The sequence below is a fragment of the Rhodoferax sp. genome, assembly GCF_044236835.1.
Taxonomy (GTDB): Bacteria; Pseudomonadota; Gammaproteobacteria; order Burkholderiales; family Burkholderiaceae_C; genus Allorhodoferax.
In genome coordinates, this window is record NZ_JBIIGC010000012.1 from 26,039 (window position 1) to 41,695 (window position 15,657).

General features: G+C 65.8%; 16 protein-coding genes. 4 read left to right on the forward strand and 12 right to left on the reverse strand.

Annotation, left to right across the window (positions count from 1 at the left end; genetic code table 11):
* Positions 1 to 252 precede the first annotated feature (252 nt).
* From hemE to ACILRC_RS09775, 3 genes are all read right to left on the reverse strand, one after another.
* Positions 253 to 1,380: a uroporphyrinogen decarboxylase gene (hemE, locus tag ACILRC_RS09765; protein ID WP_395669174.1), complete on the reverse strand. Its 1,128-nt coding sequence runs from the start codon at positions 1,378 to 1,380 to the stop codon at positions 253 to 255.
* Positions 1,381 to 1,444: 64 nt separating this feature from the next.
* Positions 1,445 to 1,864 carry a CoA-binding protein gene (locus tag ACILRC_RS09770; protein ID WP_395669175.1) on the reverse strand — a complete coding sequence of 140 codons (420 nt, stop codon included), beginning with the start codon at positions 1,862 to 1,864 and terminating at the stop codon, positions 1,445 to 1,447.
* Between the two features lie 69 nt (positions 1,865 to 1,933).
* The gene (locus tag ACILRC_RS09775; RefSeq protein WP_395669176.1) at positions 1,934 to 4,180 is read right to left on the reverse strand and encodes a protein-disulfide reductase DsbD family protein; all 2,247 of its coding nucleotides are present in this window, start codon (positions 4,178 to 4,180) and stop codon (positions 1,934 to 1,936) included.
* A gap of 92 nt (positions 4,181 to 4,272) precedes the next feature.
* On the opposite strand from ACILRC_RS09775, the gene ACILRC_RS09780 reads away from it, so the two are divergent.
* Entirely contained in the window at positions 4,273 to 5,106 is an 834-nt protein-coding gene (locus ACILRC_RS09780) for a creatininase family protein (protein WP_395669177.1), read from the forward strand.
* Here the strand turns inward: ACILRC_RS09780 and ACILRC_RS09785 are convergent.
* The 7 genes from ACILRC_RS09785 to ACILRC_RS09815 all read right to left on the reverse strand — a co-directional run bounded on the left by ACILRC_RS09785 (position 5,097) and on the right by ACILRC_RS09815 (position 11,031).
* Positions 5,097 to 5,765: a histidine phosphatase family protein gene (locus tag ACILRC_RS09785; RefSeq protein WP_395669178.1), complete on the reverse strand. Its 669-nt coding sequence runs from the start codon at positions 5,763 to 5,765 to the stop codon at positions 5,097 to 5,099. The two genes, ACILRC_RS09780 and ACILRC_RS09785, sit on opposite strands and share 10 nt — an antisense overlap.
* Positions 5,766 to 5,861: 96 nt before the next feature.
* The gene (locus ACILRC_RS09790) at positions 5,862 to 6,926 is read right to left on the reverse strand and encodes a PhzF family phenazine biosynthesis protein (protein WP_395669179.1); all 1,065 of its coding nucleotides are present in this window, start codon (positions 6,924 to 6,926) and stop codon (positions 5,862 to 5,864) included.
* A gap of 4 nt (positions 6,927 to 6,930) precedes the next feature.
* Positions 6,931 to 7,548, reverse strand: a complete 618-nt coding sequence (locus ACILRC_RS09795) for a glutathione S-transferase family protein (protein WP_395669180.1) — start codon at positions 7,546 to 7,548, stop codon at positions 6,931 to 6,933.
* Positions 7,549 to 7,570: 22 nt separating this feature from the next.
* Positions 7,571 to 8,803 (reverse strand): PLP-dependent aminotransferase family protein, encoded by a 1,233-nt coding sequence (locus tag ACILRC_RS09800; RefSeq protein ID WP_395669181.1) that lies wholly within the window; start codon positions 8,801 to 8,803, stop codon positions 7,571 to 7,573.
* Positions 8,804 to 8,836: 33 nt separating this feature from the next.
* Positions 8,837 to 9,448, reverse strand: coding sequence for a LysE family translocator (locus tag ACILRC_RS09805; protein WP_395669182.1), 612 nt, complete (start codon positions 9,446 to 9,448; stop codon positions 8,837 to 8,839).
* Between the two features lie 27 nt (positions 9,449 to 9,475).
* The gene (locus tag ACILRC_RS09810) at positions 9,476 to 10,411 is read right to left on the reverse strand and encodes a DMT family transporter (RefSeq protein WP_395669183.1); all 936 of its coding nucleotides are present in this window, start codon (positions 10,409 to 10,411) and stop codon (positions 9,476 to 9,478) included.
* The gene (locus ACILRC_RS09815; protein ID WP_395669184.1) at positions 10,408 to 11,031 is read right to left on the reverse strand and encodes a LysE family translocator; all 624 of its coding nucleotides are present in this window, start codon (positions 11,029 to 11,031) and stop codon (positions 10,408 to 10,410) included. The genes ACILRC_RS09810 and ACILRC_RS09815 overlap by 4 nt, the downstream gene beginning before the upstream one ends.
* A gap of 182 nt (positions 11,032 to 11,213) precedes the next feature.
* Between ACILRC_RS09815 and ACILRC_RS09820 the strand changes: the two genes are divergently transcribed.
* The 3 genes from ACILRC_RS09820 to ACILRC_RS09830 all read left to right on the forward strand — a co-directional run bounded on the left by ACILRC_RS09820 (position 11,214) and on the right by ACILRC_RS09830 (position 13,810).
* On the forward strand, positions 11,214 to 11,522 hold the full coding sequence (locus ACILRC_RS09820; protein ID WP_395669185.1) for a hypothetical protein: 309 nt from the start codon (positions 11,214 to 11,216) through the stop codon (positions 11,520 to 11,522).
* A 32-nt stretch (positions 11,523 to 11,554) separates the two neighbouring features.
* Entirely contained in the window at positions 11,555 to 12,268 is a 714-nt protein-coding gene (locus tag ACILRC_RS09825) for an NAD(P)H-binding protein (protein ID WP_395669186.1), read from the forward strand.
* A gap of 93 nt (positions 12,269 to 12,361) precedes the next feature.
* Entirely contained in the window at positions 12,362 to 13,810 is a 1,449-nt protein-coding gene (locus tag ACILRC_RS09830; protein ID WP_395669187.1) for a PLP-dependent aminotransferase family protein, read from the forward strand.
* A 72-nt stretch (positions 13,811 to 13,882) separates the two neighbouring features.
* On the opposite strand, the gene ACILRC_RS09835 is transcribed toward ACILRC_RS09830, so the two are convergent.
* Both ACILRC_RS09835 and flgL read right to left on the reverse strand, forming a co-directional pair.
* Complete coding sequence (locus ACILRC_RS09835) at positions 13,883 to 14,251, reverse strand: VOC family protein (protein ID WP_395669188.1); 369 nt, start codon at positions 14,249 to 14,251, stop codon at positions 13,883 to 13,885.
* Between the two features lie 14 nt (positions 14,252 to 14,265).
* A complete protein-coding gene (flgL, locus tag ACILRC_RS09840; RefSeq protein WP_395669189.1) occupies positions 14,266 to 15,639 on the reverse strand; it encodes a flagellar hook-associated protein FlgL in 1,374 nt (457 codons plus the stop codon).
* Positions 15,640 to 15,657 lie beyond the last annotated feature (18 nt).

Consider the following 15,657-nt stretch of genomic DNA (forward strand, 5'->3'; position numbering starts at 1 on the left):
GGATAACTTTGTTTATATCTCGGCTTGGAACCCGCCAAACCCTTGATCCGTAAGGGTTTCGTCACATTGCCTTCAAAAAATGCAGACTTCAATACCTATATGAATCAACAACTTACAAGGGCTACTCGGTGTAAGGCACCGCAGCTGAACTCGCGCTGTGGCTGTTGCGCCGCACCACAAGTTTTGTGCATAAGTAAGGCTGCCAGGTGCTTGTCGTGCCGCCAAAACGTGGTATAGAGCGGCTCCAAGGGCCTAAGCGCGCAGCGTTTTGGAGTGGCTGTGCACCGCCTCTACCAAGGCAGAAACGTTGTCGGGCGGTGTGTACTGGCTGATGCCGTGCCCCAGGTTGAAGATGTGCGTGGGGCCGGTGCCTGACCCCTGGTGGGGCTTGCCAAAGCTGTCGAGTACCTTGACCGCTTCGGCGGCAATTTGCTCAGGTTGGGCAAACAGCACATTGGGGTCGAGGTTGCCCTGGAGCGCTTTGCCGCTACCGTTTTCGGTGCCGCCAACGGTCCGCCGTGCATGCCCCAAGTTGACTGTCCAGTCCAGGCCCAACACCTCGCAATCGAGCGCGGCCATGTCTTGCAGCCACAGGCCACCACCTTTGGTGAACACGATTCTTGGCACCACCGCGCCATCCGGGCCGGTGCGTTTGAGTTGGGCCAGCACCCGCGCGGTATAGGCCAGGGAGCAGGCCTGGAACGCGCCATCGGCGAGCACGCCGCCCCAGCTGTCAAACACCATCACCGCTTGCGCACCGGCGTCGATCTGGGCGTTCAGGTAGGCGGCCACAGCGTCGGCGTTGACCGCCAGCATGCGGTGCATCAGGTCCGGGCGCTGGTAGAGCATGGTCTTGACTAGCCGGTAGTCGTCCGAGCCCTTGCCTTCGACCATGTAGCAAGCCAGCGTCCAGGGGCTGCCGGAGAAGCCAATCAGTGGCACCCGTCCGTTGAGCGCCTTGCGGATGGAAGTGACCGCATCAAACACATAGCGCAGCTTGTCCATGTCGGGCACCTCAAGCTTTGCCACCTCGGCCTCGTCGCGCACCGCGGTTGCAAAGCGCGGGCCCTCGCCCAGCGCAAACGACAGGCCCAGGCCCATCGCGTCGGGCACGGTGAGGATGTCGCTGAACAAAATGGCTGCGTCCAGTGGGTAGCGCTCTAGCGGTTGCAGCGTGACTTCGGTGGCGAAATCGGTGTTGGTGGCCAGCCCCATGAAGCTGCCGGCCTTGGCGCGGGTAGCGCAGTACTCGGGCAGGTAGCGACCGGCCTGGCGCATCAGCCATACCGGCGTGTGGGCGGTGGCTTGGCGCTTGCAGGCGCGCAAAAATGTGTCGTTTTGCAGGGGGGCGAAGGCGGTGGAGGGGGGCAGGGCGTTCATGGGTGCATTGTCGCACTGGCCGGTGCCGCATTGGGTGTTCCGCACGCTCGGCGGCAGCCCGCATTCAAGTTCGGCGCGCGTGCTCCACCTTCAGGCACTTGTCTTGCACCACCAGTAACCCTGCCTTGCGCGCCTTGTCGGTGGCCGCGTCGTGGCGAATACCCAGCTGCAGCCACACGGCCTGGGCGCCGATGGCAATGGCTTCGTCCACCACCGGCGGCACGTCGTCGCTGTTGCGAAAGACGTTGACCAGTTCGATCGTGTGGTGCTTGGCTGCCTCGGTGAGTGAGGGGTAGGCGGTCTCGCCCAGGATCTCGCTGGCCAGCGGATTGATGGGCACCACGCGCCACCCGTGTGCTTGCATGTAGCGCGCCACCCCAAAACTGTCGCGGTGCGGCTTGGGCGACAGGCCCACCACCGCGACGTTGCGGTGGTGCGCCAGGATGTGCTCGACGGCATTGTTGTGCGCTTGGATGGTGGTCATTGGGTGCTTCTCCGGGGAGCTTGCTTGGCGTGATTTGGCGGATGTACCGTGCGATTTCGGGCCACGCTGTCAGCTCCTGGAGCGCAGCGTGGCCACGGCGGCGCGTACTTCGCTGGTGCTCAGGATTTCTGACATCACCACCGGCGCGTGCCCAGCCTGGTACAGCACATACACCGGCACGCCGCTGCGGCCCAGGCGGGCCAGTGCGGCGGTGATGGCGGGGTCGCGCCGGGTCCAATCGGCGCGCAGCAGGGTCACGTTGGCGGCAGCGAAGTCGGCCAGTACCTCGGCGTTGGACAGCGTGGTTTTCTTGTTGAGCTGGCAGGTGATGCACCAGGCGGCGGTGAAATCCACAAACACCGGTTTGCCCGCAGCAATTTCGGCCTCTACCCGTCCCGCAGTCCAGGCCTGCCACAGGGCGACCCTCTGCCCAGGCGTGGTTGCCGCGCTGGCATCCAAGGGCGGCGCACCTGCATCGGCCTTGAGCACATTGCGGCCCACGGTGGCCACCAAGAGGGCGCACACCAGCACCGACACGGTCAGCAGCACCTTGCGGCTGCGGCCCTGCAGGCTGGCCGACCAGGCCAGCATGGCCAGCGCCAGCAGAATGGCCAGCAGGCTGGCCGCACTGTCGATGCCACCCAAGTGCCCCAGCACCCACAGCAGCCACACCGCGGTCGCCCACATTGGAAAGGCCATGAAGCGGCGCAGCGTGTCCATCCACGCACCGGGCCGAGGCAGCCAGCGGCCCACCTGCGGCACCCAACTGGCCAGTAGGTAAGGCAGCGCCAAGCCCAAACCCAGCGCGGCAAAAATGCCCATGGCCTGCGCCGCCGGCAGGCCGATGGCGTAGCCCAGCGATGCCCCCATGAACGGTGCGGTGCAGGGCGACGCAATCGCCACCGCCAGCACGCCCGACAAAAAAGCGTCGCCCAGCGGGTGGCGCAAGCGCACCGAGGCCCAGGCGCTGGGCAGCAGATGGCCCACCTGCAGCAAGCCGACCAGGTTCAAGCCCAGCACGGTGAACAGCAGCGCCAGCGCAGCCACCACGGCGGGTGATTGCAGCTGAAAGCCCCAGCCCAGTTGCTCGCCCGCAGCGCGCAAGGCCAGCATCAGACCGCCTAGCGCCATGAAGGACGTGACCACCCCCGCGGTGTAGGCCAGGCCCTGGGCGCGGTGGGATGTGCGACTGCCGTCCGTGGAAAAAGCCAGCACCTTGATGGCCAGCACCGGAAACACGCAGGGCATGAGGTTGAGGATCAAGCCGCCCAGCAACGCGCTGAGCAAGGCCAGCAGCCAGCCACCGTTGGCTGCCGGTGGGGCGGCGCTGAACTCCAGGCTGGTTGCGGCGCCGCCTGCAGCGGCGGTTTGAACGGCAGGCCAGGTGCCGCTGACTTGCGCCTCAGTGCGCAGGCTCTGCCCATCACGCGCCAGCACGAAGGCCAAGGTGGCGGGTGTCTCGGTGCGCAAGCTGCTCAGGGGAATGCGCACCGCCCACTGCGGCGCTGCGCCCTCAGACCACAGTTGTGTGCCTTTGGGGGGGGCGTCGGCGCTGCTGTCGGCACGGTTGGCCGTGCCGGACGTGCGCACGCTGGGGTCCTGCACTGTGGGCGCTTGGGCATTCTCGATGATCTCGGGCGTCTCGGGCACCACGTTGATGCTTTTGCCCACCCATGCAGCTGGCAAGCCGTCGACGCTGAGGACCAACGCATGGCCCTCCAGTCGCATGGACGAGGTGCCCTGCAGTGGTTGGGGCGCTGCCGCCCAGGCGGTGCTGAAGGCCGCGCTGTGCAGCGCTGTGGAGGTGCGGGTGGGCAACTCCAGCGCAAACCGGCCCTCTTGCGGTATGCACTCCAGCTTGCAGACCAGCCAGGACGCTTGCAGTTGCAAGGTCAGCGCGCCGCTGGCGGGCTGTTGGAAGTTGGGTGCCACCGCCAGCGGCACCGGCAGCAGCACCGTGCCTTCAAACCCGAAGTTGGCCAGCGTGCCAATCGGAATTTTCTTGGGCGTGGGCCAAGCGATTTCGCCAGCGCTCAGCCCCTGCGGCAGGGTCCACTGCATGCGGGTGGGCAGGCCGGAGTCACCGGGGTTTTTCCAGTAGGTGTGCCAGCCCGGTTGGTGGGTGATTTGCAGGCCCGCCCACAGGGTCTTGCCGGGTCCCACGCCTTCGGGCGCCAGCGCAACGAGTTCGGCGCGCACCTGGTCGGTGACCACCGTGGGCCCGGGCGCGCCTCCCGGCTCTGCCAGGGTAATTTGTGCATGCGCGGCTGCACAGGCGGTGAGCAGGGCAACGACAAAAGAAAGAGCTTGGATCACGGTGGGGGCTCAGGTAGAACGGCGAATTGCCAGCGTGAAGTCAGGCGCGCTGGACATGGCCGAATGATAGGGGCAGGCCCTAAGATAGCGCCATGCACACCCCTTCGAGATACTGGGCCGACTGGACCACCCGCGATTTCTCCCAACGCCAATCCGAGGGCACTTTGGCGCAGACCATCGCGGTGCTGCCACTGGGCGCGACCGAACAGCATGGCCCGCACCTGCCGTTGTCGGTGGACACGGTGCTGGTCGATGGTGTGGTGGCGTCGGCGGTGCAGCATTTAACGGACCCGGTGCCCGCGCTGTTTTTGCCCACCCAGGCGGTGGGCTTCAGCCCCGAGCACGCGGCCTTTGCCGGCACCTTGACGCTCAAGTCCGAGACCTTGCTGCGCCTGTGGACCGACATCGGCGAGAGTGTGGCCGCCAGCGGCGTCAAAAAACTGGTGCTGTTCAACGCCCATGGCGGGCAGGTGGGCGCCCTGGATTTGGTGGCACGGGATTTGCGCGCCCGTTTGGGCATGCTGGTGTTCTCGGTCAACTGGTACCAGCTGCCCTTGGTCGGTCCGCAGGGCGAGGATGTGAACGCGTTGTTTGGCGCGCACGAGCACCGCTTTGGCGTCCACGCGGGCGACATCGAGACCTCGATGATGCTGGCCCTGGCGCCAGAGCGCGTGGACATGGCGCAGGCGCATAACTTTGCCTCGGCCTCCGAGGAGCGAGCCCGCAGGTTTGCCATTGTGGGCAATGGCAAAAGCGCCAAGCTGGCCTGGCAGATGCAGGACTACAACCCCGCGGGAGCGGCAGGCAACGCCGCGGCTGCCACCGCGCACAAAGGTCAGGCGCTGGTCGACGCCGCAGGGCGCGCGCTGGCGCAACTCTTGGCCGAGGTGCACCACATGCCGCTGCCCACGCACCCTCAGGTGTAGGTCACCCAGTCGGCGTAGGCGCCGTCTTCCAGGTGCGGCACGCTGTTGAAGCTGACCAGCGTGTGCCGCGAGGGGCTGAAAGCCAGCTCAGAAACCCCGGTGTTGCGGATGCGCAGGTTCATTTCAATGGCGGCCTGCGCAGGCGCGTCCAGCACCTGGGCCACGGCGGTGGCAATCGGGCCGCCGCTGCTGACCAAGAGCACATTGCCACTGCAGTGCGTGCGCACCTGGTCCAGCGCGGCGTTCACGCCGGCCACGAACTCGGCGTGGCTGGGCATGCCCTCGGGTTGCGCGGTTCCCTGGGCCCAGCGCAACAGGCCGGTGCGCAGCAGCCGAAAGTGCTGGCGCACCGCCTCGGCGGTCTCGGGTTTGGGCAGGGGTTCGGGCTGCACCGCGCGGATCACCGCAGCGCTGTCGTACTCGTTGAGGCCGGGCCACACACTGGCTTGAAGCACTTGGCCGCTGCCCGTGGCAATGCCTTCCCAGGTCTGGATCTGGCGCGCCAGCGTGCCGTGCAGCACCGCCTCAAAACGGATGCCTTTGAGACGAAAATACTCGCCCAGCCGCTCGCTTTGGCGCAGGCCCAGGTCGCTGAGTTGGTCGTAGTTGTCCGCGCCGAACGAGGCCTGGCCGTGGCGCACGAGGTAAAGGGTTCCCATGGCTGCAATCTACGCGATGGCGCGCATGCGGGCCGCACAGGGATGGCACCTGCGGGACAGGCGGGTGCGCAGCACAGGGGCCTAAGGGGGGGCGGGCTAGAGCAGCACTTCGCCTCGGATGCAGGTCACGGTGTCGCCGCCAATCCAGACCTGGCCACCGTCGTCGCGCTCTGCAAACACCCGGCCCGCGATGCCGATGCAGCTGCCCTGCGCTGCAAGGTAGCGCGCGGGGGCGTAGCCCTCGGCCATCAACCACTGCGCCATGCTGGCATTGAAACTGCCAGTGACCGGGTCTTCGACCAATGCGGGGTGCATGGCAAAGAAGCGGATTTCGACGCTGGGCTGTTCATCGCCAGTTGGGGCGTGTGTCGGCATGTCACTGCTTCGCATGTCATTGCCAGGGTGGGTGAACTGGCGCGCTGCGACCGCGCCAAAGGCACGCGCTTCGCGGTTGGAGCGGGCCACCAACACCGGTCCCGTGGGCACCTCCTGCGCGTCGACCTGGACCGCCACTGAAGCAGCGTCGCTCCCGCCCGCGGCTTGCACCGCCGCGAGTCCGACACCGGTCACGCCAGCGTCCTGCAGCGCCTGCGCCATGGCATAGGGGTCGGGCCGCACCGACAGCACGGTCTCCACGTTGTCCACCAGAAAACCGAAGTGGCGCGGGCCGTTGTGCAGCTGCTGCGCGTCCACGATTTGGTGGGGCTGCAAGCCCAGCGCCTGCGCCAGTGCGTTGCGGTGTGCGGCCTGCGGCACCGTGCGCGACAGGGGTGGCGCGGCAAAGGCCAGCCGCTGGCCGCCAGTCGCTTCGCTGCGGCGGATCTTGACCAGCCCCACCTTGCACTGCTGCACGACGCAATGCGGATCACGCGGCACGCCACCGGCATCCAGCCAAGCGTGGCAGCTGCCCAGGGTGGGGTGGCCGGCAAAAGGCATTTCGTAGGCCGGCGTGAAGATGCGCACCTGGTAGTCGGCACCTGCTGCGGCCGCGTCGATGCTGGGCGGCAGCAAAAAGGTGGTCTCCGACAAGTTGGTCCAACGCGCAAATCGCTGCATCGTCGCCTCGTCCAAGCCCTGGGCGCTGTGCACCACGGCCAGCGGATTGCCCAGGTAGGGCGTGGCGGTGAAGACGTCGACTTGGTGGAAGGGTAGGCGGGACATAGCGTCAGCTCAGTTCGAGGTCCAATACGCCGAGCGCTGCCGGGCGTTGTTGCAATGCAGCGTACCAACGCTCGATGTTGGCGAGCCTGGGGCGGGGCTGTGGCAGGCCGAACCAGCGGTGCACCTCACAACCCAAGGGAATGTCGGCCATCGTGAACTGCGCACCAGCGATGAACGGGTGGGTGCCAAGGTGCGTGTCCACCATGCGCAGCAGCGGCTCTGTTGCAGCCACGGACCTGGCAATTGCCGCGATGTCGCGCTGTTCCGTTGGGGTGCGAATCCACTGCAAAAAGGCCTGACCACCGGCCGGGTTGAAGGTGGTTTGCTGCCAATCCATCCATCGTTCGGCTTCGAAGCGGGTGGCCAAATCGGCGGGGTAGAGTCTTTCAGGTGCATAGCGCGCGCAAAGGTAGCGGACGATCACATTGGATTCCCAAAGCACCAGCGCGCCGTCTTGCAGGGTGGGTACCAGTGCATTCGGATTCATCGCGAGGTAGGGCGCGGTGTTGACCACACCAAAGCGCATGCCGGCGTCCATGCGCAAAAAAGGAACGCCCGCTTCCTGCGCCGCCCACACCGCCTTTCGCACGTTGAGTGAACTCAGACGGCCCCAGAGTTGCACGGCAGGAGGTATCGGCGCCATCTCAGACCTGCCGCGCACGGATCGCCAGCGCCAGTGCGGCCACGCCGAGGTGGATCTCGTCCACGCTGGGCGTCACAAACGACAAGCGCAGGCTGCGCGTGTCCGGTGGGCCTGCAAAGAATGGCGCTCCCGGCACAAAGGCCACGCCCTGGTCTACCGCGTGCGGGAGCAGGTCCACGGCGTTCATGCCCTGGGGCAGACGCGCCCACAGGAACATGCCGCCGGCCGGGGTGTTCCAGGTCAGGTTGTGCTCGGGCTGGGATGCAGCTTCGGGGAAGTGGGTGGCCAGCGCTTGCAGCATTGCATCGCGCTGGGCTTTGTACAGGCTGCGGATGGTGGGTACATGGCGGTCCAGAAATCCATCTTGCATCACCGCGTGGATCAGGCGCTGGTTGAAGCCGGGGCTGTGCAGGTCGGCAGCTTGCTTGGCTTGCAGCAGCTTGGGGTACACCGCCTTGGGCGCGACGATAAAACCCATGCGCAGCCCCGGCGCCAGCACCTTGGAAAACGAGCCCAGGTAGATGCCACCCTCGGGGTTGCGTGCGGTCAGCGGAGCGGGTGGCGGGCGGTCAAACCACAGGTCGCCGTAGGGGTTGTCCTCCATGATGGGCAGGCCGGTGCGCGCTGCCTCTTGGCTCAGCGCGGCGCGGCTGGCCTCGCCCATGCTGCGCCCGGTGGGGTTTTGGAAGTTGGGCAGCACGTACAGGAACCGCGCCTGCGCCGACTTGGCAGCCAGGTCGGCCAGGTCCAGACCATCGGCCAGACCGGCCACGCCCACCACCTCGGGCTCCATCGGCGTGAAGGCCATCACCGCGCCCAGGTAGGTGGGCGACTCCACCAGCACTTTGCTGCCCGCGTCGATCAGCACCTTGGCTACCAGGTCCAGGCCTTGCTGCGAACCGGTGGTGATCAGCACCTGGGAGGCGTCCACATCCCAGCGCTGGCCAGCGGCGGCGCTTTGGTCGCGCAGCTGCTGCGCCACCATCTCGCGCAGCGGGGCGTAGCCTTCACTGGCGGCGTACTGCAGCGCCCCTGCCGGGTCGTCTTTGAGCACCTTGGCGCACGCCGCTTCGAACTCGGCCACCGGAAAGGTTTTGGCCGAGGGCAGGCCACCGGCAAAGCTGATGATGCCGGGCCGCTCGGTGACCTTGAGGATTTCGCGGATCACGGACGGGTTCATCTTGGCGGCGCGTTGGGCCAGGGTCCAGTGCGTGGAGTTGCTAGCAGGTGGCATGGTGGTTTCCTTGTGAGGTATGCGGGGCCGCGACTAGCTTGCCATAGGCGTGCGCAGCATGGGCACGATGGAGCCGGCCAAGGCCAACGCCATGGCGATATTGAACACGCGCAGCCGCACCGGGTCTTCCAGCCACTGGCGCATGCTGCTGCCAAACGCGACCCAGACCAGCGAGCAGGGCCCGCCGCCTGCGATGAACAGCAGCGCCAGCAAGCCGATGGACGCCAAGCCCGCCTCGGGCGGCAAAAAATTGCTCATGCAGGTCACAGCCATCACCCAGGCCTTGGGGTTGAGCCACTGAAAGCCCACCGCGCCCCAAAAGCCCATGGGCTGCAGTGCTGCGCCGGCCTGTGCCGGGCCCGCACGCGAGCGGGCCAGCTTCCAGGCAATCACCAACATGTAGGCCGCGCCCAGGTAGCGCACTGCGTCGAACAGGATGGGGAACTGCGCCAGCGCGCCGTGCAGCCCGAGGCCCACCGAGAACAGCAGCACCGCAAACCCGATCTGTACCCCCAAAAAGTGCGGCATCGTGCGGCGCACGCCGAAGTTGACCCCCGAGGTCATCAGCATGGTGTTGTTGGGGCCGGGCGTGATCGAGCTCGACACCATAAAGAGGGCGATGGGAATGAGTTGCTCTGGGCTCATGGGATGCGTTGCAGTGTGCGTTGGTTTTCAGCGCTGGCTCGTGGTTGCTGGGCTCGTCACCGCTTGGCGCTTGCCCAAAAATACCACCGCCACCACCGCAGCAGCGAACAACAGGGTGGCCGCTTCCAGTGGCTCGCCCAAGAGCGGCACCGCCGCCAGGATGCTGAAAAACGGTTGCAGCAGCTGGGTTTGGCTTACCTTGAGCGCGCCGCCCAGCGCCAGCCCGCGGTACCAGGCAAAAAACCCCGCCCACATGGAGAAAACGCCCACGTACAGCAGCGCCAGCCAGGCGCTGGCGCGCACGCTGTGCTCGGGCCACAGGAGTGAGGTGCTGGGCAGGGTCAGCGGCAGCGCCATCACGCACACCCAGCAGATGACCCGCTCCGCGCCCAGCGCCGGGGTGACTTGTGCGCCATACACATAACCCACTGCGGCGGACGCGATGGCACCGACCAGCAGCAAGTCGGCCCACTCCAGGCCGAAGCCCGGCCCATGCTGGTAGGCGCGCAGCAGCGAAAACGCCACCACCAGCGAGCCACCCAGCACCGCACACACCCAAAAACCCATGCGCGCACGTTGGTGCAGCACCCAGGCCGACATCGCCGCCGTGGCCAAGGGCAGCAGCGCGGTGAACACAGCGGCATGCCCACTCGTGACGTGGCGTAGCGCAAATCCCAGCAGCAGCGGAAAGCCAATGGCATTGCCCAGCATTGCCAAAAACAAAGGCTTGCGCTGTGCCGGCGTGGGGCGCGGCGAGCGTGTGAGCAGCAAGAACGCCACCGACAAGCCGCCGGCCAGCGCCGCGCGGGCAAAGGTCACGAACCAGGGCGAGAGCTGCGGGTCGGCGGCGCTGCCGGTGGCCAGCCGCGTCATCGGCAGCGTGACCGCAAAAATGGCCACACCCAGCACGCCCAGCCACATGCCGCGTGTCTCTGGCCGCAAGGAGGCGATGCGCGCTTTCATGCGCTGGCCATCCAGGCGGCCGTGGCGACCAAAAGTGCCGCCATGCAGCGGTTGAACCACCGCAAGCGCACGCCGGTGCCCACGCCGTTGTGCCATGGGCCAGCGAGCCAGTTGCGCAAGAGCGAGCCCACCAGCGCGTACAGGAGGTTGCTCACCAGCCCAAACCCCATCAGCACCGCCAGCACCACCGCAAAACGCGGTCCCAGGACACCGTGTCCGGCCAGCCAACCGGCCACCACGGTGAGTGCCAGCATCCAGGCCTTGATGTTCACAAACTGCAGCGCAACCCCTTGCACAAAGGTCACATTCAGGCGCGAGGCGTCGGCCTGCGCCAAGGTGCCGCTGCCCGCCAGCTTGTAGGCCAGCCACAGCAGGTAGCCGATTCCAGCGGCCAAGATGGCGGTGCGCAGTGCGGGCATCGCCAGCACCAAAGCGCCGACGCCGCTGGCGCACAGGCCCAACAACAGCCCCCAGCCCACTGGCACCGCCAGCACAAAGCGCAGCGCCCGGCGCAAACCAAAGTTCGCCGCCAGCGCGGTCGACAGCGTGGTGTTGGGGCCGGGCGTGAGGCTGGTGGCAGCGCAGAGCAGCAGCAAGGCGGTGAATTCGGTGGCAGACATGGGCGCAACTTTATCGACGTAAGCAGCACACTTGCAGTACAGTTCGCGGGAACATTTCTGAAACTGTGATGGTGCGGGGGGTGGCACACGCGACCTGGCGGACCAAGCTGGGGTCCTGGTGCTTGCGCAAGGGCTACGGCCCAGCCCCGCTTGCCAAACTCCCGGAAGATGGAAAGCAAAGAATGAAAAAGTCGTCATTCCCTTGGTTCAAGTTGCTGATTGCAACGGCAGCCATTGCAGTGCTGGTCGGTTTTGCGGCCAAGGACCTCGCGCCCAATGTGCCCGTCGCGTGGGTTTTGGCCTATGCCTTTGCGGGTGGCGTCCTCTTCGTCATCGCGATTCTTCTGGTGATGTGGATCAAGTTTCTGGTCAATCGGTTTTTGCTTAACGCTGGCGCAACCGATACAGATTGGCTTTGGTTCAAAAGCGACCCGCGCGGAATTCAATCCCTGCGGGGCCGCGACGTTTCGGATCAATCCAAAGACATTTAGGCCACCACGGCCCACGCCACAACTCCAACACCATGCCCACCACAGCCATTCTTCTTGGAGCTTCCGGCTCCGTCGGCAAAGCACTGCTGACCGACATCCTGCGCTCTGCGCACTTCAGCCGCGTGGTCGTGGTGGGTCGCCGTTCTATCCTTGCCCAAGCCAGTGCAAACGCCAGGCTAGAGGAGTGCCTGGTACCCGACATGCAGCCGCAGGCTCTGCGGCAGGCCGTGGCGGCGGCGTTGCAGGGCAGTGACGCGCAAGCCGTCGGCTTCAGTGTGCTTGGCGTGGGTGCGGGCACGGCGCAGATGTCGCTGGCGCAGCACCGCGCTATCGATGTGGATCTCAATGCAGCGTTTGCCGCTGGGTTGAAGGACTCGGGGCGGGTGCAGCACCTGGTGTTCATGTCTGCCATCGGGGCGGACATCACGGCCCGCGTCACCGGCTCGGGCGCCGCAGGCATGCCGCGCTATGCACGCGTCAAAGGCGAGGCCGAACACGCGGTGCTGGCCCAGGGGCTTGCGTGTGTGAGCATCCTTCGACCGTCGGTGATCATTGGGTCGGTGCACACGCCCCAGCTGCTTTCCGTCATCGCGCCCTGGGTGTCGCCGCTGGTCCCGGCCCAGTACCGACCGATCCGAACCACCGAGATCGCGCAGGCCATGGTTGCGCTGGCCCGCAACCAACCCAACGCGAATGCCATCTACACCTACCAAGAGATGAAGGCCCTTGCCGCGACCGAGGCTTAAACCCGTGCAGTGGTGTGCCCGGCAAATGGTGCGCAGATTGCTCCACACCGGTGTGATTGGCAAAGGCTTTCTTCCATGTCCCGAGGGTCCCCTATGTTGATGAAAAGCAGCACCCAGTCGCTCACCGAGCAGTTGGCGCAGCGCTTTGCGCAGCGCATCCGCGACCGTTTGCTGGCGCCGGGCGCGCGCCTGCCCTCGGTGCGCCAGTGCGCGCAGCAGCAGGGTGTGAGCCCTTCCACCGTCGTGGGCGCATACGACCAGTTGCTGGCGCAAGGCCTGGTCGAGGCGCGCCGCAACCGGGGCTTTTATGTGCGTGAAGGTAAGCTGTCGGGCACAGCGCAGGTACCCTTTGGCTCCGCCCCAGCCCAGGGTGCGCCCAGCGGCAGCGTGCCCGCGCAAGCGACCGTCCACCACCGCGCCCCGCTCAATGCGACCGCGCTGATCCGAGGCATGTTCCATGGCATCAGCGCGAAGCCACAGCCGGGCATGGGCGTGCTGCCGCCTGACTGGCTGCACACCACGTTTTTGGCCACGGCCGTGCGCCGAAGTTGCGGCACCGATGCACTCAACGCGCTGTCGTTGCAGTACGGCGAGCCGCTGGGTGACGGCGTGCTGCGCCGTGCCTTGTCGACCAAGCTGGCCGGTGTGGCTGTGCAGGCCGCGCCCGAGCAAATCATGACCACGGTGGGCGCCACCCACGCGCTCGACATCGTGAGCCGCACCCTGCTGCGCCCTGGGGACTACGTGATGGTGGAGGAGCCCGGTTGGGCCATCGAGTTCGCGCGGCTGGACGCCTTGGGCATGCGCATCTTGCCGGTGCCGCGTCGTGCCGAGGGACCTGACCTGGAGGTGATGGCACGCTACTGCGAAGCCCACCGGCCCAAGCTGTTTGTGAGCGTGAGCGTGTTCCACAACCCGACCGGCTTTTGTCTGAGCCCGTCCTGCGCCTACCGCATCCTGCAGTTGGCCCACCAGCACAACTTCCATGTGGTCGAAGACGACACCTACTGCCACTTCGCCCCGGAACATGCCACGCGGCTGTGCGCGCTCGATGGGCTGCAGCGCACAATTTATGTCGGGGGCTTTGCCAAGATTCTTGCGCCCAATTGGCGGGTGGGCTATCTGGCTGCGCCGCGCGATCTGGTGGAGCCGCTGCTGGATACCAAGCTGCTGTCCACGCTCACCACACCGGCACTGCTGGAGCGCGCGCTGGCCGGCTGCATCGAGCAAGGCCAGCTGCGCCGCCACGCCGAGCGCATCCGCAGTCGGCTCGATGCAGCGCGGGGCCGCAGCGTCAAACTTGCGCTGGCGCACGGCTGCAGTTTTGCCGCTGATCCGGTGGGCTTGTTTGGTTGGGTACAGACCGGGGTGGACACCGATGTGCTGTCCCAGCGCATGCTCGACGAGGGCTACCTGCTGGCACCCGGCGCGCTGTTCCACGCCGAGCGCGCGCCCAGCAGCCTGATGCGCATCAACTTCGCGACCACCCAGCAGCCGCAGTTCTGGCGCACTTTGCAACAGCGCATGGCGGAGCAGGCCTGAGACACGCTTTGCACCTTGGAGCGCCCATCAGCGATCTCGGCGGTAGCAGCGCCTTTTGGCGCCCTCAGGGCGCTACCGTGTGTTTTGCCCGATGCGCCAACAAACGCCGGCGGGATCAGAAAGACAAAAGTCCCGCATACCCCAAGGCTGGTCCTCCAGCTCGGTACAGCGCACACCGTATTTGGCTACGACGCCGCTGGCCTGCACATGGTCCCACCAAGCTTGTACGTCTTCGACCAGCAAGTGCAGATTGAAGTGCTCGGCGACACCCTCTGCGCAAAAGTCTTGCAGCAAGAAGCTCACGCTTCCAAAGCGAAAGTACGCCAGGCCCCCACCCTCGGAGGCCGTGGTGAAACCCAGATCCCGGTAGAACTGCTGGGATAGCCCGAAATCCTTGGCGGGTACGAAGGCCTTGATTTCGGTGACGTTGAGGCTGGACATACGGGTCGGGCAGGTTAACCAATGAAGTTGAACAACGAAAGCTTCTGTACCTGCGCGTAGGACTGCAGCGCGGCTTGGTAGCCGGTTTGCTGGTTGTTGAAGTCGGAGATGGCTTCGATCATGTCGAGGTCTTCTGCCCGCGAGCGGTTGCCTTCTTGCTCAATGTTGCGTTTGCTGTTGGTGTTGGTGATGCTGTCGGCACGCACCAGCAAGTCACCGGCCTGTCCTCGGATCGCTGAAACACGGGCCATGCTTTTGTCGATATTGTGCAGCGCCTGGGACACCGCTTGGGTGGCCGCATTGGCGTTGGCCGCTTTGCCGATGTCGTTGACGGCGGTGTCAATGACGCTGAACACACTGCGCCGTGGTGCCACCGTGATGACATCGCCCACGGCCGGGCTGCCCACCACCGTGGCACCAGCAGCTTTGTCGCTCACCGGTGGTGTGCCGGTGATATTGAAGCTCATGCCTGGGATGCCAGTGATGGCGATCTTGGCGGTCTCGCCGGTCTTGTACGACGCAGCTCCAGCAAAAACCGGGTTGACCCCCGTGGTCACCGCCGGGGTCTCCGTGATCTCGTAGGTGACTGCGGTGGTGCCCGGCGTGGTGGTGGAGTCCACTGTGGTGAAGGTCACGGTGTAGGTAGGATAGTCGGGCGCACCGGCGGTGGCTGCCGCCAGTGCCGCCGTGTTGGCCACGATGGCGGTGTCGGTGACGGTGATGTTGTCGGTCAGCAGGCCCCGGGTGGTGGGGATGGAGTTGCCCGGGCTGGTGAGGTTACCCACGGTGATGTTGAAGACGCCATCGCGCGCAGGCTGGTGCATGAAGGCACTTTCGCCGTCCAGAGTGAAAGGAATCGCGTACACGTCGGTCGACGACTGTCCTGGCAGGCCATCGAAGGTGTAGTCGGGTTGCGTTGCCGCTGGGCCCACAAAGGGTGAGAGTGCACTGCCCAGTGCAGCAAACAGCGGCAGCCCGTTGCTGTCTTTGGCGTTGGACAGCGTGAGCACCCGGTCGCGCAGGCCGTTGATTTGGTTTGCGATGGTGGCGCGTTCGGCGGCGGTGTGGGTGCCGTTGCCGGCACTGACCACCAGCGCACGGATGTTTTGCAGTGTCTCAGTCACATCGCCCAGGGTGCTCTCGGCGCTGGCAATGGCGTTGCGCTGGGACTCCAGCGCCCGCTGGTCGGTGGCGATGCGGGCAATGCGGTTGAGTGCGCGCTCGGCCTGGGCTGCACCGGTGGGGTCGTCGCTGGGGCGGTTGATTTTTTTCCCCGAGGTCAGGCTCTCTTGCAGGTTGGACAGATCGCTTTGGCGTGTTTGCAGATTGCGCAGTGTGCTGTCGTACGCATTGGCGGTACCTAGTCGGGAGAGTGTGTTGACGGTCATAGCGGTGCTCCTGTGCCT